The 20,123-nt window shown below is 65.4% G+C and carries 19 protein-coding genes; 3 read left to right on the plus strand and 16 right to left on the minus strand.

Going from position 1 to position 20,123, the window contains the following annotated elements; all coding sequences use genetic code 11:
* Positions 1–19 precede the first annotated feature (19 nt).
* From AC4PTO_RS12675 to AC4PTO_RS12715, 9 genes are all read right to left on the minus strand, one after another.
* Positions 20–1,414 carry an MmgE/PrpD family protein gene (locus AC4PTO_RS12675; protein WP_492728996.1) on the minus strand — a complete coding sequence of 465 codons (1,395 nt, stop codon included), beginning with the start codon at positions 1,412–1,414 and terminating at the stop codon, positions 20–22.
* A gap of 10 nt (positions 1,415–1,424) precedes the next feature.
* A complete protein-coding gene (locus AC4PTO_RS12680; protein ID WP_492728998.1) occupies positions 1,425–2,696 on the minus strand; it encodes a TRAP transporter large permease in 1,272 nt (423 codons plus the stop codon).
* Complete coding sequence (locus tag AC4PTO_RS12685; RefSeq protein WP_492729000.1) at positions 2,693–3,244, minus strand: TRAP transporter small permease; 552 nt, start codon at positions 3,242–3,244, stop codon at positions 2,693–2,695. The genes AC4PTO_RS12680 and AC4PTO_RS12685 overlap by 4 nt, the downstream gene beginning before the upstream one ends.
* A gap of 31 nt (positions 3,245–3,275) precedes the next feature.
* Complete coding sequence (dctP, locus tag AC4PTO_RS12690; RefSeq protein WP_492729001.1) at positions 3,276–4,280, minus strand: TRAP transporter substrate-binding protein DctP; 1,005 nt, start codon at positions 4,278–4,280, stop codon at positions 3,276–3,278.
* A gap of 70 nt (positions 4,281–4,350) precedes the next feature.
* Positions 4,351–4,857 (minus strand): MaoC family dehydratase, encoded by a 507-nt coding sequence (locus tag AC4PTO_RS12695; RefSeq protein WP_492729003.1) that lies wholly within the window; start codon positions 4,855–4,857, stop codon positions 4,351–4,353.
* A gap of 156 nt (positions 4,858–5,013) precedes the next feature.
* Positions 5,014–6,387 (minus strand): amidase, encoded by a 1,374-nt coding sequence (locus AC4PTO_RS12700; RefSeq protein WP_492729005.1) that lies wholly within the window; start codon positions 6,385–6,387, stop codon positions 5,014–5,016.
* Positions 6,384–6,599: a hypothetical protein gene (locus AC4PTO_RS12705; protein WP_492729007.1), complete on the minus strand. Its 216-nt coding sequence runs from the start codon at positions 6,597–6,599 to the stop codon at positions 6,384–6,386. The genes AC4PTO_RS12700 and AC4PTO_RS12705 overlap by 4 nt, the downstream gene beginning before the upstream one ends.
* The gene (gene dctP, locus AC4PTO_RS12710; RefSeq protein WP_492729009.1) at positions 6,596–7,630 is read right to left on the minus strand and encodes a TRAP transporter substrate-binding protein DctP; all 1,035 of its coding nucleotides are present in this window, start codon (positions 7,628–7,630) and stop codon (positions 6,596–6,598) included. Before dctP (AC4PTO_RS12710) ends, AC4PTO_RS12705 begins: the two co-directional genes overlap by 4 nt.
* A gap of 382 nt (positions 7,631–8,012) precedes the next feature.
* Complete coding sequence (locus AC4PTO_RS12715; RefSeq protein ID WP_492729011.1) at positions 8,013–8,372, minus strand: DUF1428 domain-containing protein; 360 nt, start codon at positions 8,370–8,372, stop codon at positions 8,013–8,015.
* Between the two features lie 90 nt (positions 8,373–8,462).
* Here AC4PTO_RS12715 and AC4PTO_RS12720 point away from each other — a divergent pair, with 90 nt between their 5' ends.
* Positions 8,463–9,161, plus strand: a complete 699-nt coding sequence (locus AC4PTO_RS12720) for a winged helix-turn-helix transcriptional regulator (protein WP_492729012.1) — start codon at positions 8,463–8,465, stop codon at positions 9,159–9,161.
* 94 nt (positions 9,162–9,255) lie between these two features.
* Here the strand turns inward: AC4PTO_RS12720 and AC4PTO_RS12725 are convergent, their stop codons facing one another.
* From AC4PTO_RS12725 to AC4PTO_RS12735, 3 genes are all read right to left on the minus strand, one after another.
* Positions 9,256–9,705 carry a c-type cytochrome gene (locus AC4PTO_RS12725; RefSeq protein WP_492729013.1) on the minus strand — a complete coding sequence of 150 codons (450 nt, stop codon included), beginning with the start codon at positions 9,703–9,705 and terminating at the stop codon, positions 9,256–9,258.
* Positions 9,706–9,779: 74 nt separating this feature from the next.
* Positions 9,780–10,154 (minus strand): hypothetical protein, encoded by a 375-nt coding sequence (locus AC4PTO_RS12730; RefSeq protein ID WP_492729015.1) that lies wholly within the window; start codon positions 10,152–10,154, stop codon positions 9,780–9,782.
* Positions 10,155–10,303: 149 nt separating this feature from the next.
* Positions 10,304–12,568, minus strand: a complete 2,265-nt coding sequence (locus AC4PTO_RS12735) for an adenosylcobalamin-dependent ribonucleoside-diphosphate reductase (protein ID WP_492729017.1) — start codon at positions 12,566–12,568, stop codon at positions 10,304–10,306.
* A gap of 117 nt (positions 12,569–12,685) precedes the next feature.
* Here AC4PTO_RS12735 and AC4PTO_RS12740 point away from each other — a divergent pair, with 117 nt between their 5' ends.
* The gene (locus AC4PTO_RS12740; protein WP_492729019.1) at positions 12,686–13,108 is read left to right on the plus strand and encodes a DUF1489 family protein; all 423 of its coding nucleotides are present in this window, start codon (positions 12,686–12,688) and stop codon (positions 13,106–13,108) included.
* A gap of 6 nt (positions 13,109–13,114) precedes the next feature.
* On the opposite strand, the gene hisG is transcribed toward AC4PTO_RS12740, so the two are convergent.
* Genes hisG through hisS form a run of 3 tightly spaced genes read right to left on the minus strand, consistent with a single transcriptional unit; the run spans position 13,115 to position 16,379 of the window.
* Positions 13,115–13,822, minus strand: coding sequence for an ATP phosphoribosyltransferase (gene hisG / locus AC4PTO_RS12745; RefSeq protein ID WP_492729021.1), 708 nt, complete (start codon positions 13,820–13,822; stop codon positions 13,115–13,117).
* Positions 13,819–14,892 (minus strand): ATP phosphoribosyltransferase regulatory subunit, encoded by a 1,074-nt coding sequence (locus AC4PTO_RS12750; RefSeq protein ID WP_492729023.1) that lies wholly within the window; start codon positions 14,890–14,892, stop codon positions 13,819–13,821. The genes hisG and AC4PTO_RS12750 overlap by 4 nt, the downstream gene beginning before the upstream one ends.
* A complete protein-coding gene (gene hisS / locus AC4PTO_RS12755) occupies positions 14,892–16,379 on the minus strand; it encodes a histidine--tRNA ligase (RefSeq protein WP_492729025.1) in 1,488 nt (495 codons plus the stop codon). The genes AC4PTO_RS12750 and hisS overlap by 1 nt, the downstream gene beginning before the upstream one ends.
* A 74-nt stretch (positions 16,380–16,453) precedes the next feature.
* On the opposite strand from hisS, the gene AC4PTO_RS12760 reads away from it, so the two are divergent.
* Complete coding sequence (locus AC4PTO_RS12760) at positions 16,454–16,660, plus strand: SlyX family protein (protein ID WP_492729027.1); 207 nt, start codon at positions 16,454–16,456, stop codon at positions 16,658–16,660.
* Positions 16,661–16,663: 3 nt separating this feature from the next.
* Here the strand turns inward: AC4PTO_RS12760 and dnaE are convergent, their stop codons facing one another.
* A complete protein-coding gene (gene dnaE, locus AC4PTO_RS12765) occupies positions 16,664–20,110 on the minus strand; it encodes a DNA polymerase III subunit alpha (protein ID WP_492729028.1) in 3,447 nt (1,148 codons plus the stop codon).
* Positions 20,111–20,123 lie beyond the last annotated feature (13 nt).

Consider the following 20,123-nt stretch of genomic DNA (forward strand, 5'->3'; position numbering starts at 1 on the left):
TTGTCCTTGATCTGCGGCCTCAGCGGCCGGCAAGCAGTGCCGCGAAAGCGGGCGTGTCGGTGATGTCGTCCAGCCCCAGAACCGCCTCTTCGATACGGTCAAGCGCGCTGTGCGACAGCGCCATGGCTGCGTTTTCACGGTATTTCTTCACGATGTCGTCCGCGCTCAGCGGCCGGTCCGAGGCCCCGCGGTTGATCTGTTCACGATGCGCCAGTTCGCGCCCGTCCTTCGTGCGCACGATCACCTCGCCCGAGTAGTATTTCGGGAAGGCCGAATTCGGATCGACCTCGTAGGCGACCTTCGCGGCCAGCCCCAGCGTCTCTGGGTCGGCAAGGGCCTCGGCCTCCAGCTCGCGCAGGCCGAAGCGGCCAAGATGCAGGCCCGAGGCAACCGCGAAGGGGATCGAGAACTGCGCGTCATAGCTGTTCTGCGGGCGCTGCTTGGTGGCAACGGGTTCGCAGACGGTCTTGACGACCTCGGCCGGGATCAGGGCGCGGACGCTTTCGATCATGTCGGCGCTCAGCCCGTGCTTTTCGCGCAGGATCACGGCCGCATCGGCACAGGCATGGGTGAAATGGCACGCGGGCAGCGGCTTCACGGCCACCTGCGACACCTCCCAGATATCGCCAAGCGCTTCGGTGGCCAGCGACAGGTCGCAATTCTCGGCCAGCGGACCCAAATGGCTTGCATAAAGACCGAAGCGCCCTTCATAGGCGGCTTTCGGGCCGACAAAGCCGTTGCGGGCAAGCGCGGCGGCGGTGATCCCCTGCGCGCCGGCGATACCGGGATGGATGCGCTTGGTCCAGGCGCCATCTTGCAGGAATTCAAGGCTGCCCGAGGCCAGTGACAGCGCAATCCCCTGCGCCGAGGCCAGTTGATCCTGCGTCAGCCCGCGCATCCGCCCCGCGATCAGCGCGGTGGCAAAAATGCCGATCAGCCCGGTGGGATGGAAGCCGGTCTGGTGGAACCCGCCCTTCGCAACCGAGCCAAGCCGCGTCGCCACCTCCATGCCCACGATATAGGCCGTCACCATGTCCTTGCCGCTTGCCCCGGTCTCCAGCGCCATGCCAAGCGCGGTGGGGAAGGTGCTGGCCGTGGCATGAATCACACCACGGGTATGCGTGTCGTCATAATCGAGGCCATGCACCAGAAAGCCGTTCATCGTGACCGCATCGCGCAGCGGCAGGCGCGCGCCATATCCGATCACCGGCGAGGGGCCCGCGCCGAACTCGCGCAGCGCGGCAAGAGTGCGGTGCGAAAAGTCGTATTGCGTGGAGGCAAGCGCGATCCCGACCGCATCGAGGATCAGGTAGCGCGCCCTTTCGCGCACCTCGGCCGGGATCGCCGCCGGATCGAGCCCGCCGGCAAATGCCGCCAGTGTCTGCGAGATGGGCGAAGGGGTGGTCTGCGTCATGTCATCCTCCTCAGCGCACGAGCGCAAGCGATATTTCAGGTATGTATGAGATCAGCATCAGCCCGGTCAGGCGGATCGCGAAGAAGGGCAGCACGCCGCGCGCGATCTCGTGCACCGGGATGCGGGCGATGCCGCTCATCACGAACAGATTAAGGCCGATCGGCGGGGTAAGGGTGGCGATCTCGACATTGGCCACCATGATCACCGCGAAATGGATCGGGTCGATGCCAAGCGCGATCGCCATGGGGAACAGCAGGGGCGCGGTCAGCACGATCAGCGCGATGCCGTCAAGGAACATGCCCAGGATCAGAAGCAGCACGTTCACCACGATCAGGAACATCCACGGGCTCATGTCCATGTCGCGGATGAACGCTACCATCTGGGCCGAAACCCCCATCCGTGCAAGAACGAAGCCGACCAGGGAACCGCCCATCACGACCGCGAAGATCATCGTGGTCTGAAGCACCGATTCCCGCGCCACCAGCCAGAACCCCGTCAGGTTGACCGAGCGATAGACCAGAAGGCACAGCACCGCGGCATAGGCCGCCGCGAAGGCGGATACCTCGGTCGGGGTCAGGAAGCCCGCGTAGATCGAACCGATCACCAGAACCGGCATCGCCAGCGCGGCCGAGGCCTTGGGCAGGCGATGCGCGAAACCTGACCAGTCGGGGCGCTGCGCCTTCATGCCGTAGCCGTGGCGCCGGACCATGAAGGTCACGCCAATGATCAACAGACCCGCCTCCATCAGTCCCGGCAGGATGCCCGCCATGAAAAGCTTGTCGACGGGCAGCCCGACGATGGAGCCGATCAGGATGAACCCCAGCGACGGCGGGATCATCAACCCCAGCGTGCCCCCCACCGCGACGATGGCGGCCGAAAACCGGGCGGGGTATTTCTCGCGCCGCAACCCCTCGACGGTCGAGGCCCCGATCGCGGCGGCGGATCCCACGGAAGACCCCGACACGGCGGCAAAGAAGACGCTGGTGATCAGCACGGTCAGCGCCAGCCCGCCGCGCACCGCGCGCACGATGGCCCCGACAAGGTCGATCATCAGCTCGGCGATGTGCCCCTTCATCATCAGGTTGCCCGCCAGGACGAACATCGGAATGGCCATCAGCGGATAGCTGTTCACCGATTTGAACGCCGTCTGCGCGATGACCGTGGCCGGCACCCCGTCGATGGACAGCACCAGCAGCGCCGTCACAAGGCCCAGTGCGATCGAGACATGCGACCCGATGCCAAGCAGCAGGAGCGTCAGAACAAGTGCGAAAGCGATAATCACAGCATTGGGCCTTTCATTGCGCCGCTATCCGTTGGTGCGGCTTCGGCCTGGGCATAGGGATCCTTCCCGCCGATCGCGGTCAGGAACGCACCTGCGTAATAGATCCCCATCAGGGCCGCGCCGATCGGCATTGCCAGGAACAACAGCCACATCGGCAGGTCGAGCGTGGATTCCGTCATCATGCCCATCGTGTAGTAGCGCAGCACCTGCGGCACCGAGGCATAGAACAGGATCCCCGCAAACAGCATCCCCAGCACGGTGGTCGTCACATTGGCGATCCGCCGAAGGGCGGGCGGCAGGGCATCGACCAGCATTTCCGTGCGGATCATGTGGCCCGCGCGCCCCGCGCAGCCGATTGTCAGGAAGAACGCCCAGACCATCAGGTAGCGCACCGATTCCTCGGCCCAGAAATAGCTGTGGTTGAAAAACCCCCTGCCCGCCGCCTCGAACATCATGATCGTCGTCGCCAGAAGCGCGAGGCAGGTCGCCACCGTCAGAAGCACCGACCGCTCGAAACGCACCCAGAGATTTGGGCGGGTCGTCGGCATATTGCCGGCAACCCCTTCCACATTTGTGCGTTCATCCCCCGAGGCCACAAGAGGCCTCCAGTTCTGCAAGGGCCTTGACGACATCGCCATGCGCTTCGGTGAAGGAACCCGCATTGGCTGCAGCCATGTCGCGCCAGCGCTGAAGCTCGGCCCCCTCGGCCACATGAACCACCGCACCTTCGGCCTTCATCTTCTCGATCAGCTTTTCGTCGGCGGCTTTCGCCTCGTTCCACTGGCGGTCAGCGATTTCGGCGATCGTGTCGTTGATCGCGGCCTGCTGGTCGGCCGGAAGCGCCTCGAACCAGCCCTTGTCGACCACCACGGCATAGGTCGACAGCGAGAAGCCGGGCACATACCAGGCATGATTGCCGGTGATGCCGATCATCTCGGCCCAGCCCGCCGGCGAGGTGAAGACGCCGTCGATCGCCCCCTGGGACATCGCCGTGCTCATCTCGGAGGCGGCCATCGAGACCGGGCTTACCTGAAGGGTCTTCATCGTGTCCTGGAACACCCGGCCGCCGGTCACGCGGACCTTGGTGCCCGCCAGATCCTCCATCTTCGCCACCTCGCGGTCCTTGAAGATGAACAGAAGGTCGGCTGTGCGCAAGAAGCCCAGAACCTTGAGGTTGCGCGGATCGACATAGCCCGAGATCAGCGGGGTCAACCCCTTGTTGAAGCAGCTGTTCAGCATCATCTCGTCGCTGAGTGCGAAGGGCAGGTTGAGAACACCGGTTGCCGGTTCGATCGATTCAAGGCGAACCGAAACCGGCCAGACCATGTGAACCGCCCCGGTGCCAAGGGCGGCAAGCGCATCCTGTTCATTGTAAAGCTGACCGGCGGGGAACACCTTCACATCGATCGCACCGCCGGTGCGTTCACCGACCTTCTGCGCGAATTCGTTCTGGTAGTCGGTCTTCCAATGCGTGGCCGCAACCTCGCTTGGCAACACCAGCTCGTCGGCCGCCGCGAAGCCCGCAGACGCGGCCCCCAGAAGCGCGGCCGCGCACAGCGCCCGGAAACCTTGGTTGATCATCATTTCTCCTCCCGTTTCGTTATCTTGATCGTTCCGAGCCGCCACAATCCTCGTGCCGGGCCGAAAGCGGCAATCAGTAACCTGCCGCCTCGTCGATATTGCCCGCCCGCTTCTGGATCAGCGCCGTGCGGTCAAAGCGCATGAAGACGGTGCCGCAGGCCTTGCGCCCCGTAGTCCGCACCGTGACGATCCCGGCATTTGGACGCGACTTGGAGTCACGCTTTTCCAGAACCTCGGATTCCGCATAGACGGTGTCGCCGGGAAATACCGGGGCGACAAGGCTGATGTCCTTCCAGCCAAGATTGGCGATGGCCTTGCCACTGACTTCGGGCACGGTCATGCCAAGCACGATGGCCAGCGTCAGCCCGCTATTGACCAGCGGCTTGCCAAATTCGGACTTGGCGGCATAGGCGCTGTCGCAATGCATCGGATGCAGGTTCATCGTCATGAGCGAAAAATTGATGTTGTCCGCCTCGGTGATGGTACGGCCGGGGCGGTGCTCGTAGACATCGCCAATCTCGAAATCCTCGTAATAGCGCCCGATTTCACCGCGATATCTTTGATCGCCGATTTTCTTCACGCATGTCTCCTTTCAGCGGGCGGCGGATACTCCGCCATTTGTACGGACATTAGGATATTAATCGGACAAATGAGTCAAGACACTTCGGAAGCACCGTGAAACTTTTTTACCGGGTGACCCGTCCCCCGCTGCCTGGTTGCGGGAGACGGAGGGCAACTACTGCAGGAACGGCGGCCGCATCCGGTTGAAGCCCGCGGCGCTTTCGAACGCGTGCCCTGCCCGCAGCAACAAGGCCTCCTGCCGCGGCGCACCGATCATCTGAATCGCCATGGGCACGCCCGCCTCGTCCAAGCCGCAGGGCGTAACCAGCCCGGGAAGGCCCAGGAAGTTCAGCGGCCGCGTGAAGGCCGTGATCGCCTCGAGGTTCCGCCGCATCGCATCGCCGTTTGCCTCTTCGACGTCGACGGCACACGGCGCTGGAATGCGCAAGGCCGGGGTCAGGATGATGTCGCACGCGTGCAGCGGGCCATCCAGCATCGCGCGCAAGGCAAGGCTGCGCAACTGGTGTGCCCGGACATAGTCCACGGCCGAGGTCGCAAGTCCCTGCATCAACCGCGCCCTGGCCTGCGGCGCCAGTCGCTCGGGATCGGTCTGCAATGTCCTGAGATGCAGCGCGGCCGCCTCCGGCTTCCAGATCGCATCGGCCAGATCTGCATAGGGGCCATGATCGGGCAGGTCTACCTGGCGGATATCGCATCCCAGATCCCGCAACACCCCGATGGCCGCGTCGAAGGATGCCGCCACTTCGGACGCGAGATCCTCGACATAGTAGCTTTGCGGAATGCCGATGCGCAGACCACGCACCCCGGCCTCGAGGCCGCGTTCGTGATGCGCCGTGCCGCACATCACATCCATGAGGCGCGCGATATCGCCGCTTGAGCGGGCCATCGGCCCCGGACAATCCAAGCTTTCCGACAGCCCCATGACCCCTTCCAGAGACAAGAGCCCCTGCGTCGGCTTGAGTCCGACAACCCCACACAATGCCGCCGGAAGGCGAACCGATCCCCCCGTATCGGAGCCAAGCGCGCCGTAGGCGAACCTCGCGGCCACCGCCGCACCCGAGCCGGACGAAGACCCGCCACTGATCCGGTCGGGCGCGAAGGGATTACAGCAGCGCCCGAAGCTTCTGTTATGCCCGGTTGGCCCCATGGCATATTCCGCCATGTTCAGCCGCGCAAAGCTGATCGCACCCGCCGCATCCAGCCGCTGCAAAAGCTCGGCCGTGCTGCCCATGCGGGTGTCGCGTCGAAACCCTGCGCCGCAGGTCGTCACCTCTCCGGCACGGTAATACATGTCCTTGTGGGCCAGCGGCACGCCATGCAAAGGCCCGCGCGCCTCTTTGGGCAACCGATCCAGCGCCGCGGCCTCTGCAAAGGCCCGCTCGGTCTCGATCGCCAGGACAGCGTTGCAGATGTGATCGTGACGCCCGATCGCCGCGACCACCTCGCCCAGCAGCTCCTGCGCGCCGATCCGGCTGGCCCGAAGCAAGTCCGCCACCTCGCGCAATCCCATCATCAGGACGTCGCTCATCCCGGTTCTCCCCCTGCGCGCAGCGCCACATCGAAGCTTGCCATGCGGATATCGAATAACGGCCCGGCCGCATCCGCCGCCCGATTCACCGCCTGGGCCGAGCGCACCATCTCGGCCGAGAACCAGCGGCTTTCCTCCGGGTCCAGCCGCAATCCCATGACGGTGAGGGCGTATTGCGCCCCCACCTCGGGTTTCATCCCGGACGCGCTCATCTGAAGGGTGCCAATGCGGCCTGGAAATCATCCCATGCCTTCGGATGTTGTTCCTTCCAGGTCTCGTTGATGCTTTGCGCGGCCTCGACGAAGGCCTCACGCTCGGCACCCTCAACCTTCGAAAGCTTTCCGCCCCGTGCAACGATGGCGTCCAGCGTTTCCTGATCCAGCCGCTTGGCATCCGGCCAGTTGCTCCGCACGAATTCGGCCGTCGTCTCCTCGATGGCGGCGCGCAGATCGTCCGGCAGGGATTTCAGCCAGGTGTCGTCGATCATGATCGCGTAAGTGACCATGTTGAGCCCCGGCACCAGCGAGGCATAGGGCACGACATCGGTTCCGACCATCTCCCAACCCCCGGCAGAGGTGAGCGCCCCGTCGATGGCGCCCTGCGCGAGGGCGGGCCCCATCTCGGGCGCGGGCATCGCGATCGAACTCGCGCCGAACTTGCCCAGCAGATCAAGCAGCACGCGGCCGCCCGTCGCACGGATTTTCATGCCCTGAAGGTCGGACATCTCGGCAATCGGTTCCTTGCGGGTCAGGAAAAACAGATCGGCGGTGCGCGCCACCCCCATTACCCGGATCCCGAGCGGTTCGAGATATTTCGACAGATAGGCGCCAACCGCCTCCGGGGCGCCCTCCTTGCCCATCAGTGTATCGTCGATCGCAAAGGGAAGGCTGAGAACGCCCGCTTCGGGCGCGATGGTCTCAAGGCGCACGGCGACCGGCCAGACCATATGCACCGCCCCTGTCCCAAGCGCGGCAATGGCATCCTGATCGTTGTAAAGGCTTCCAGCATGGAAAACCTTCGGGGTCACGCGCCCGCCGGTGCGCTCTTCGATCCGGCGGGCGAAATCCTCCATGACGCCCGTCGTCCAATGGGTGGTTGCCAGTTCGTTGGTGATGACCATGTCAATCGAATCCTGCGCCGCGGCCGGGCCGGCCGCCAGGCCAGCCACCGCCGCAAGACCAAGAGCCGACGCCAAGGCACGCATCCGCGCAATCAGCGCGGAAGGCTGATGTAGAAACTGCATATCTTCCTCCCTGTCAAATGCCCGAATGTCCGAACATTATGAGGGGACGTTAGGAAAACATGCCGGCGACATGCAAGGAAAATTCCGAAATATCTGGAAAACGGCGCTGGCCGCTCATCGACGAGCACGGCCAAGGCGGAGCGAATTCTCCTGGTAACAGACTGTTATGAAATGAAATTCATTGGGAAACCAAGCAGACTCGCCACGCGTGGCGATCAACGGGAGAACACCCCCCGATCCCCTGCCCAAAAACCAGATCTCCCGAGCGAAGGCCGACTCACCCGGCCACTCCCGCTCGGGATAGGGCTATCTGTCCGATCCCGAGCCTGAAGCGGTAGTCCACAGAAGATCGGCATAAAGGGACGGAACCGCACCCGGGGCTTCAGCCCTCATCGGAATCGAAGACCGGAGAAAAGCCGCCCCAGAACATGCGCATGCCGTCGAACGGCATTTCCGGCATCGGACTGTCTCTCATCTCGTCCTCCATCCGCGCCCAGGCGGCATCGGCCGTCGCGCGGTCGGGCCATTCGATCCAGGAAAACAGTGGCACTTCCCCGTCCTTCGCATCGGTCGCGCGATAGAAATCGGTCTGCTTGCCATGAGGCACATCCTCGCCCCAGTTCTCGACCATGCGGATTGCGCCCGCCCGTTGGAACATCGGCCACGCCTGCCGGGCATGCTCGATATAGGCCTGCTTGTTGGCAGCAGGAACCGCGGCGACGAAACCGGAATAATAGGTCATTGCAACTCTCCCTGTTATACGGGCCATAAGCCCATCACCAGAGGCAGCATATCCCTTGCAGTATGAAAAACCAACCGTTAGTATTAAAATATGAGTACCATCGGCGAAACCCCGCGCCTGCGCTATGACGAAGGCTGCCTTGCGGCCCACGCGCTGAATCTGATCGGCGATCGTTGGGCACTTTTGGTGGTGCGCGAACTGATGCTGCGCGACAAGCGTTTTCAGGCGATCCGCACAGGACTTCCGGGGATCACCGCTGGCGTGCTGACGCAGCGGCTGTCGCAACTGATCGGGGCGGGCGTGGCGCTTCATGACCCGGAAACCGGCCTCTACGGGCTGACCGGATCCGGCAGGGCCTTGCAGCCGGTTCTCGTGGCGCTTTGCCATTGGGGCAGCCAGCACCCCGGCCACGATCCGCGCCGCTTCATAAGCCCCACCGCGCTGATGATCTCGATGTCAGCCAAGATCAACACAGCCGCCGCCGCAGGGTGTGGCACCGTGGCCGGGATCGCAGCCGGAAACGAGGCCTTCACTCTTCGCCTGGACAAACACGGCGCGCTTCTGGCGACGCCGGGTTTGCAGAACGGGTGCGACTTCATCCTGTCGGGCAGTGGCAACACACTGGCCCGCGCCATCTATGGCCCACAGCCGGTGGCCGCGTTACAGGCCGCAGATATCATCGCGCTGGAAGGGGATGCCTCCGCCGCGCAAAGCTTCGTCGACCTGTTCAGCCTGCGACACATCGGCGACATCGTGACGACAGGGGCCAATGCGGGCGACCGCGGCTGACCGCGGCCCGCCCCGAGACCCGAGCAGACAGGATGGCCGCGCCGGCCGAACAAGCTGAGAGGCGCACCTTTCCCCTGGCACGCCTCGCCCCAGCCTATTCGATGCCGTTGAAGCGCTGCAATTCGCGCACATAGGCGACGATGGCGCGCACATCGCCCTGTGTCAGCCCCTCTTGTGGAGGCATGTCGCCAAAAGTCCAGTGATGCGCGCGCACGCCCTGCGTCACCGCCATCAGGAACGACATGTCTCCATGGTGGTTCGGTTCATAGATCCTGTGAACAAGCGGCGGCCCCACGCCATCGTTGCCTACGCCACCCGTGCCATGGCAGGCCGCGCAAACCGCGTCGAAAGCCTTCTCACCGGTCTGCGCCAGCGGCGACAGTTCTGCGGGCAAGTTTACCTCGACGAGCGGCCTTGCCTGCTTGGTCTCGACGGCGGACTGACCGGTCACGACAGCCTCTGTTGCGGTCGGCGATTTGAAATAGGCAGCGGCGGCAAGACCCGCGGTAATGCCTGCGGCTGCCAGAAGAAGAGTGCGTTTCATATGTGACTCATGCGTTAAGAGCGTAGCAAATCGCTACGGGATGGGAACACAGCCCCGAAGGGCGTCGGCATGAGTCAGGCCCGCGGTGGCGGAGGCTCGGGCACGAGCGCGCGCTGCGGCTTTGTGCCAAGGCCTGCAGGCGGCGCGGCAAGAAACCCGGCAAGCGGGCTCGGGAATGCGGCGGAAACCGCCGTTACGAAAGAGGCAGGCATCGCACAGCCTGCATGGGTGCCGCACAAGGCCCCCGCCGCCGCACAAGCAGGCAACATGGCGTGGCCCTCTTGCCGCTCGGGGCAGCCTGGACAATCGGGGCAGTCGGCGGTTGCAGCCATGGCGCCATGCGACGCTTCGGTCGCGGCCGAAGGCTGCGGCGACAGGGCAAGGAAGACACCCCAGATCAGGCAAAGGATCAGTGCAAACTGGCGCAAGCTGGCCTCGATGGTTGGCATCACGGACCGAGTCGCCTCGGGTCCACCGGACGATATTGGCACGTACACGCGCCCTGCCTCCATGACATTTGTCATGTCGCGGCGCGCGTGACACATCGGATCATGGACGGCCCTGTCCTACGGGTCAGCGTGCCACTTTATGCCCTGGGTCATCCGCATTTGGAATGGCCGCAATCCGCGCAGGTCATGCAGCCTTCGATCATGCGCATCGCATAGGCGCCGCAATGTGGGCAGGCGGGCGCGCGCGGGGTGTCGCCCGCAACCATGCGCTCGGCCTGCGGGTCGGCCTTCAGGCCCATCCCCTCGCCCTCGATGAAGCCGATCGAGATCAGGTGCCGTTCGATCACGCCGCCGATCGCGGCGAGGATCGACGGGATATAGCGCCCCTCGATCCATGCCCCGCCACGCGGGTCGAACACGGCCTTCAGCTCTTCGACCACGAAGGACACGTCGCCCCCGCGCCGGAACACCGCCGAGATCATCCGCGTCAGCGCCACGGTCCAGGCGAAATGCTCCATGTTCTTGGAGTTGATGAACACCTCGAAGGGGCGCCGGTGGCCGCCCTGCACGATATCGTTCACCGTGAGGTAGATGGCATGTTCCGAGCCGGGCCATTTCAGCTTGTAGGTTGCGCCTTCCAGCGCCGCGGGCCGGTCCAGCGGCTCGGTCAGATAGACCACCTCGGCGCCGTGATCGGCCTCGGGCGCGGCCTCGGACTTTTCGGACACCGACAGCACCGAGCCGGTCACGTCATTGGGCCGGTAGGTCGTGCAGCCCTTGCAGCCCTGATCCCAGGCCGCCATGTAAACCTCTTTGAAGGCGTCGAAAGAGATATCCTCGGGGCAGTTGATCGTCTTGGAGATGGAACTGTCGATCCATTTCTGCGCCGCCGCCTGCATGCGCACATGGTCAAGCGGCTGAAGCGTCTGTGCATTGACGAAATAGTCGGGCAAGGGCGCATCGCCCTTCAGGTCGCGCCACATCTGCACGGCGTAATCGACCACCTCTTCCTCGGTCCGGCTGCCGTCCTTCTGCAACACCTTGCGGGTATAGGCATAGGCGAAGACCGGCTCGATCCCCGAGCTGACATTGCCCGCATAAAGGCTGATCGTGCCGGTCGGCGCGATCGAGGTCAGAAGCGCGTTGCGGATGCCATGCGTGGCGATCGCGTCGCGCACGTCCTTGTCCATCTGCATCATGTTGCCCGAGGCCAGATACCCCTTGGCGTCGAACAGCGGGAAGGCCCCCTTTTCCTTCGCCAGATCGACCGAGGCAAGATAGGAGGCCCGCGCGATCGCCTTCATCCAGGCCTCGGTGCGGGCGGCGGCCTCGGGGCTGCCATAGCGCAGGCCCATCATCAAAAGCGCATCGGCAAGCCCGGTCACGCCCAGCCCGATGCGGCGCTTGTTCTTCGCCTCTTCGGCCTGTTGCGGCAGCGGAAAGCGCGAGGCATCGACGACATTGTCCATCATGCGAATGGCGGTGCGCACCAGATCGTCCAGCGCCGCCAGATCCAGATGCGCGGCCTCCGAGAACGGCGCGCTGACCAGCCGCGCAAGGTTGACCGAGCCCAGAAGGCACGCGCCATAGGGCGGCAGGGGCTGTTCCCCGCAGGGGTTGGTGGCCGCGATCTGCTCGCAATAGCCAAGGTTGTTCATCTTGTTGATGCGGTCGATGAAGATCACGCCCGGCTCGGCGAAATCATAGGTCGCGCGCATGATCCGGTTCCACAGGTCGCGCGCGTTCAGCGTGTGATAGATCTTGCCGCCGAAGGTCAGCTCCCAAGGGCCGTCGGCCTTCACGGCCTCCATGAAGGCATCGGTGACAAGCACCGACAGGTTGAACATGCGCAACCGCGCACTGTCCTGCTTGGCGGTGATGAAGGCCTCGATATCGGGGTGATCGCAGCGCATCGTGGCCATCATCGCGCCGCGGCGCGAACCCGCCGACATGATCGTGCGGCACATCGCATCCCACACATCCATGAACGAGAGCGGCCCGGACGCATCGGCCGCCACGCCCTTCACCTCGGCCCCGCGCGGGCGGATGGTCGAGAAGTCATAGCCGATGCCGCCGCCCTGCTGCATGGTCAGCGCGGCTTCCTTGAGCATGTCGAAGATGCCCGCCATGCTGTCGGGGATGGTGCCCATCACGAAGCAGTTGAACAGCGTCACCGCCCGGCCGGTGCCCGCCCCCGCGGTGATGCGGCCCGCGGGCAGGAAACGGAAATCCTCGAGCGCGGCGTAGAACCGCTCTTCCCACGCGGCGGGGTTTTCCTCGACCTCGGCCAGGGACCGCGCGATGCGGCGCCAGCTGTCCTCGACCGTGGCATCGACCGGGGTGCCGTCCGCCTCTTTCAGCCGGTATTTCATATCCCAGATCTGTTCGGCGATGGGGGCGGCAAAGCGGGTCATGCGGTTCCTCGGGATGGGCAATGCGACAAGGATAACCAAGCTACCCCCAGCGGGCGGCATGGTCAATTGATTGTGGACCGGCCAAAGCCCCTATATAGTCGGCACAGGGGATGACGAATGGCCGATCTTGTGCATCTGATCAAGCTTTGCGTGGGCGCCGAGAAGGTCGAGGACCTGATCGACTGGCAGGCCGGCCGCTATGGCGACGGCCCCGCGCGGCATGTCACGCGCATGTGGCCCAAGCGGGGCGACGAGATCCTTGCCGGCGGATCGCTTTACTGGGTGTTCAAGGGGGTCGTGCTGGCCCGCCAGCGGATCATCGGCCTTGAAGAGGTGCCGGGCGCCGACGGCATCACGCGCTGCGCCATCGTGCTTGACCGCGATGTGGTGCGCACCGAGGCCCTGCCCCGCCGCCCGTTCCAGGGCTGGCGCTACCTTGCCCAGAACGACGCGCCGCGCGACCTGCCCGCCGGGCGCGAACGCGAAGACCATCTTCCGCGCGACCTCATGGCCGCACTGTCCGAGATCGGGCTGCGCTGAGGCCGCTCAGAACTTCGGCAGGGCGATGCCGCATTGCGTGCAAAGGGCGGCCAGGGCCGCGCCGCTTCCGCCCGTCCAGTCGGCGCCGCGCGCGGCAAACAGCGTGGCCTGGCTTTGGTGGATCACCCCGTCCGACAGGATCTTCAGGTGATTGGCGCGCAGCGTTTCCCCCGACGAGGTGATGTCGGCGATCGCCTCGGCGGTCAGGTTCTTGACGGTGCCCTCGGTCGCGCCCTGGCTGTCGACCAGCTGGTAATCGGCCACGCCCTGCCGCGTCAGGAATTCCCGCACGAGGCGGTGATATTTCGTGGCGATCCGCAGCCGGAAGCCGTGTTCGCGCCGGAAGGCATGGGCGACCGCGTCCAGATCCTCGAGCATGTCGACATCGGACCAGCAGGCAGGCACCGCGATGATCAGATCGGCATGGCCAAAGCCCATCGGTGCCAGATCGGCCACCTGCGTTTCCCAATCGGCCAGCTTCTCGCGCACGAGGTCCGATCCGGTAACGCCCAGATGGATGCGCCCCGCGGCCAGTTCGCGCGGGATCTCGCCCGCCGAAAGCAGCACCAGCTCCACCCCGTCCGCACCCTCGACCGCGCCGGAATATTCCCGCTCGGACCCGGTGCGGTGCAGCCGCACGCCATGCGCGGCGAACCAGTCGAAGGTCTGCTCCATCAGCCGCCCCTTGGAGGGCACGCCCAGCTTCACACTCATGGCGCAACCTCCAGATCGGCCACCAGCCCCGGACGGATCACCCCGCCCACCGCCGGGATCGAGCGGCCCTGCCCCAGCACGCGGGTCAGCGCATCGTAGCGCCCGCCCGTCGCCACCGGCGGAAGGCCCGGATCGGCGGCCGAGAAGGTGAAGACGAAGCCGTCGTAATATTCCATCGTCGTGCGCCCGTGGCTGGCATCGAAGCGCAGCGTGGCAAGGTCGATCCCGCGCGCCTCAAGCGCCGAAAGGCGGCGCGCCAGCCGCGCGATCGCGGGGGCGAGCGCGGAAATCCCCAGACCCTCCAGCCGCTGCGGCGCCTCGGGCGCTGCGCAGCGAAGCGAGAAGAGCGCATCGAACCGCGCCACCTCGGCCGCGGGCAGCGGCGCGGCGGCGGCATCCTCTTGCAGGCGGGTCACGCGTTCGTGCATCTCGTCCGGCGCGCGCAGCCCGATCCAGGGCGCATCGCTTTCCGCCTCGCCCGCCAGAAGCGTCTGGCGCGAGGGCGGCACCGGCGTCAGCCCGGCATAGCGCTGCAACAGCGCATGAAAGCGCCGGGGCCGCCAGATATGCCGCGCAAGCGCCGATTTGCGCACGGCAAGCGTATCAAGCCCCGCAACCGCCGCCGTCAGCAGCCCGATATCCCCGATCGTCGCCTCAAGGCCAAGCGGCGCAAGCTGCGCGGCGAACAGCGCGAAAACCTCGGCATCGGCCTCTTCGGGGGCGGTGCGGTCGAAAACCTCATACCCGGCCTGAAAATACTCGGCCGCGCGGGCCGGGCCGCTGTGATCCTGCTGGCGGAACACCTCGCCCAGATAGCAGTAGCGCGCAGGCTCGGCCCCGCCGGTCATGTGTTCCTGCACCACCGGCACGGTGAAATCCGGGCGCAGCATCATCTCGCCGCGCGAGGGATCGTGGGTGACGAAGGCGCGCGCGCGAATATCCTCGCCGTAAAGATCCAGAAGCGCCTTGGCGGGTTGCAGGATGTCGGGATCGACGGCGCTTGCCCCCGCCGCGCGGAAGGCTTCCAGAAGGCGCGCGCCGGTCGCGCGGGCGGCGGCTTTCGTGGCCATCAGACCCCCAGCATCTTCTTGACGGTGGCAACCATGTCGGCGCGCGGCACCTCGACCTGCGCGGGCTGGGATTTCCATTCCTCCAGCGAGGCTTCGGCCGCGATCTTCGCACCCAGCACCAGATCCTTGATCTGCACCACGTCGCGCGCAGCCTCGTCCCCGCCCTGGATGATCGCCACGGGGCTTTCGCGTTTGTCCGCGTATTTGAGCTGGTTGCCGAAGTTCCTGGGATTGCCCAGATAGACCTCGGCGCGGATGCCCGCGCGGCGCAGATCGGCGGCCATGGACAGATAATCGCCGATCCGGTCGCGGTCCATCACCGTCACGACGACGGGGCCCTGCGCCTGCCCGCCGATCCGGCCCTTGGCGCGCAGCGCGGCCAGCAGCCGGTCAACCCCGATGGAAACGCCGGTGGCCGGCACCGCCTGCCCGGTGAATCGCTTGACCAGATCGTCATAGCGCCCGCCGCCCGCGACCGAGCCGAACTGCCGCTTGCGGCCCTTTTCGTCGAGGATCTCGAAGGTCAGCTCGGCCTCGAAGACCGGGCCGGTGTAATAGCCAAGGCCGCGCACGACCGAGGGGTCGATCACGATGCGGTCGGGGCCGTAGCCCTGCGCCTCCAGAAGCGCCGCGATCTGCTCAAGCTCGGCCACGCCCTCCATCCCGAGGGCCGAGCCGCCGACCAGCGCGCGCAGCCGCGCGGCGGTTTCGGCCCCCGTCTCGCCCAGTGCCCCCATGAAGCCCATCACGACATCGGCCTGCGCATCCGAAAGCCCCGCGCCCTTGGTGAAATCGCCCGACTCGTCCATCCGGCCCTTGCCCATCAGCGCGCGCACGCCGGGTTCGCCGAACTTGTCGAACTTGTCGATGGCGCGCATCACGATGCCGCGCTCATGCGCGAATTTCTCGGGATCGGCGGGGTCGAGTACGCCCGCCACCTCCATCACGCCGTTCAGGACCTTGCGGTTGTTCACCCGCACGATGTAGTCGCCGCGCGGAATGCCCACCGCCTCCAGCGCATCCGACAGCATGCCGCAGATCTCGGCATCCGCGGCCACGCTGGCCGAACCGACCGTGTCGGCATCGCATTGATAGAACTGCCGGAAACGCCCCGGCCCCGGCTTTTCGTTGCGCCAGACCGGGCCCATCGTGAAGCGCCGGTAGGGGCTGGGCAGATCGTTGCGGAACTGCGCCGCGACGCGCGCAAGCGGCGCGGTCATGTCATAGCGCAGCGCCAGCCAGTCGCCATCCTCTTCCTGCCAGGCAAAGACGCCCTCGTTCGGGCGGTCCACATCGGGCAGGAACTTGCCAAGCGCCTCGACGGTTTCCACCGCCGATGTTTCCAGCGGATCGAAGCCGTGCGCGCGATACACCTCGGCGATTTTGCCAAGCATTTCCTGACGTTCGGTCACATCCGCGCCGAAATAGTCACGAAATCCCTTGGGCGTTTCCGCACGCGGTCGACGGGGAGCCTTGTCCTTGGCCATCACTTGCACCTGTTCTGATCTCGGGCGAGGGTGTAGCGGAAGGGACGCGGGGCGGCAAGCAGCGGGAGCAACCTATGCAGGATCGGATCGAAAAGGCCGAGGAACAGATCGCACATCTGACACGGATGGTCGAGGATCTGTCCGATGTGGTCGCGCGCCAGGAAACCGAGATCGCGCGGCTGACCCGCCGCCTTGGCCTTCTGATGGAACGCGAGGCCGAGCGCGAAATGGATGCCGGCGGACAGATCCCGCTGGCCGATCAGCGCCCGCCGCACTGGTAGGCGCTAGACCTCCTCGACCATGACGACGCCGCGCAGCGCGCGCAGCGCACCCTTGATCTGCGGATTGACCGGAAAGTCGCGGCCCGCGGCAATCTCGTATTCCGCGCCGCGCGCGGCATCGGTCACGCAAAACGAAATCGGCCCCTGGCTGCGCACCTTGCCCTCTTGCACCATCCGGCCCAGAAGCGCCGCGACCGAGGCCACCGCATCGGCGGTTTCCAGATGCACGCGCAGCCCCGCCCCGCCCGCATCGGCGGCCACGCTGTCGATCGGCTGCGCCGCGCGGGCCAGCAGCTTCAGCGTCTCGCCCTCCAGATTGGCCTCGACCGTCAGAACCACGGCCATGCCGGGTTCAAGGAACTGGCGCGCGGCCTCCAGCGTGTCGGAGAAAACTGTCACCTCGTAAAGCCCGGTCGGGTCCGACAGCGACACGAAGGCGAAGCGGTTGCCCTTGGCCGATTTCTTTTCCTGCCGGGCCGAGACATTGCCCGCGATCTTGGCAACCAGCGGCCCGCCCTCGGCACGCGCGGTGATCTCGGCCAGCGTCATCACCTGCTTGCGCTTCAGCGCCGGCATGTAATCGTCCAGCGGGTGGCCCGACAGGTAGAACCCCACGGCGCGGTGCTCTTCGGCCAGCCGCTCGGCGGGCAGCCAGTCGTCGGTATCGGCCAGACGCGGCGGGGGCAGATCCTCGCCCGCCTCGCCGAACAGCGAAACCTGGGAACTGGCCTTGGCCTCGGCCACCGCCGCCGACCATGCCGACAGCGCATCGAGACTGTCGAAGACGCGCTTGCGGTTGGGATCGAGCTGGTCGAAGGCGCCCGCACGCGCCAGCATCTCCAGCGGCCGCTTGCCGATACGCTTGAGGTCGCAGCGCCGGGCAAAATCCACCAGATCGGCAAACGGCGCCTCGCCCCGCCCCTCGACGATCAGGCGCATCGCCTCCACGCCCACGTTCTTCAGCGCACCAAGCGCATAGACCACGCGCCCCGCGGCCACCGTGAAGGTGGCAAGGCTGCGGTTGACGCAGGGCGGAACCGTCTCGATCTCCAGCCGGTCGACCTCGCGCTTGTAGACGGCCAGCTTGTCGGTCAGGTGGATATCGCAGTTCATCACCGCGGCCATGAACTCCACCGGGTGGTTCGCCTTCAGCCATGCCGTCTGATAGCTGACCACGGCATAGGCCGCCGCATGCGATTTGTTGAAGCCGTAATTGGCGAACTTCTCAAGCAGGTCAAAGACCTCGCCGGCCTTCTTGCCGTCGATCCCGTGGGTGGCCTTGGCGCCCTCGATGAATTTCGGGCGCTCCTTGGCCATCTCTTCGGCGATCTTCTTGCCCATGGCGCGGCGCAGAAGGTCGGCGCCGCCAAGGCTGTAGCCCGCCATGACCTGCGCAATCTGCATCACCTGTTCCTGATAGACGATGATGCCCTGCGTCTCGGCCAGGATATGGTCGATCGTGGGGTGGATCGAGGTGATCTCGCGCAGGCCGTTCTTGACCTCGCAATAGGTGGGGATGTTCTCCATCGGGCCGGGGCGGTAAAGCGCCACCAGCGCCACGATATCCTCGATGCAGGTGGGCTTCATGCGCCGCAGCGCATCCATCATGCCGGTGGATTCCACCTGGAACACCGCCACCGTGCGCGCGGCGGCATAAAGCTCGTATGTCGCGGCATCGTCCAAGGGAATGGCCGAGATGTCCACCTCGACCGCGCGCAGGCGCAACAGGTCCAGCGCGTTCTGGATCACCGTCAGCGTCTTCAGGCCCAGGAAGTCGAACTTCACCAGCCCGGCCTGCTCCACCCATTTCATGTTGAACTGCGTGGCCGGCATGTCCGAGCGCGGGTCCTGGTAAAGCGGCACCAGCTCGTCCAGCGGCCGGTCCCCGATCACGACACCGGCGGCATGCGTGGAGGCGTTGCGCAACAGCCCCTCGACCTGCTGGGCATAGTTCAGAAGCCGCTCCACCACCTCTTCGGCGCGTGCCGCCTCGCGCAGGCGCGGCTCATCGGCAAGGGCCTTCTCGATGCTGACGGGCTTCACGCCTTCAACGGGGATCATCTTGGACAGCCGATCCACCTGCATGAAGGACATCTGCAACACGCGCCCCACATCGCGCACCGCCGCCTTAGACAGAAGCGCGCCGAAGGTGATGATCTGGCCCACCTTCTCGCGCCCGTATCTGCCCTGGACATAGTGAATCACCTCTTCGCGGCGATCCATGCAGAAGTCGATGTCGAAGTCCGGCATCGACACCCGCTCGGGGTTCAGGAAGCGCTCGAACAGCAGGCTGTAGCGCAGCGGGTCAAGGTCGGTGATCGTCAGCACATAGGCCACAAGCGACCCCGCGCCCGAGCCCCGCCCCGGCCCCACCGGAATCCCCTGCGCCTTGGCCCATTTGATGAAATCGGCAACGATCAGGAAATAGCCTGGAAAGCCCATCTGCTCGATGATGCCCAGCTCGAATTCCAGCCGCGCGCGATACTCCTCGACCGGGGCGGCATGCGGGATCACGGCAAGCCGCGCCTCCAGCCCCTCCCAGGCCTGACGGCGCAACTCCTCCACCTCGTCATCGGCAAAGCGCGGCAGGATCGGCTTGCGCTTGTAGGCGGCAAAGGCGCAACGGCGCGCGATCTCCACGGTATTCTCAAGCGCCTCGGGCAGATCGGCAAACAGCGCCGCCATTTCCTCGGCACTCTTGAAATAGTGCTGGGGGGTCAGGCGGCGGCGCGGCTCCTGCTGGTCGACATAGGCGCCCTCGGCAATGCAGATCAGCGCGTCATGCGCCTCATACATCTCGGTCCTGGGGAAATAGACATCGTTGGTGGCCACCAGCGGCAACCCCATCTCATAGGCCATCTCGACAAAGCCGCGCTCGCTCAGCCGTTCGGCGCGGGGCAGTTGCCCGCCCTCGCCCGGATGGCGCTGCAACTCGACATACAACCGCTGCGGATAGATCGCCGCCAGACGCTCCAGCAACAGCCGCGCCTTGCCCGGATGGCCGGCTTGCAGGAATCGCCCCACCGGCCCTTCGGCCCCGCCCGTCAGGCAGATCAACCCCTGCGCATGGGCCTCCAGCTCCTTCAGCGTCACCTGCGGCACCTGCCCTGCCTTGTCGAGATAAAGACAGGAATTGAGCTTCATGAGGTTCATGTAACCCGCCTCGTCCTGCGCCAGCAGCACGACAGGCGCAGGGTCGCGCGGCTTCTCGCCGGGCTGCGCGGGATCATGGGCAAGTGAGACCTGGCATCCCATGATCGGCTGCACCCCCGCCCCCTTCGCCAACACCGAAAACTCCAGCGCGGCGAACATCGCATTGGTGTCGGTCACCGCCACGGCCGGCATCTGGGCCTTCTGGCACAGGCCGATCAGCTTCTTGACCGGCACCGCCCCTTCCAGAAGCGAGTATTCGGTGTGCACACGAAGATGGATGAATCGCGGATTGCTCATGACGTGACCCTAT

The sequence above is a fragment of the Rhodobacter maritimus genome (assembly GCF_058747975.1).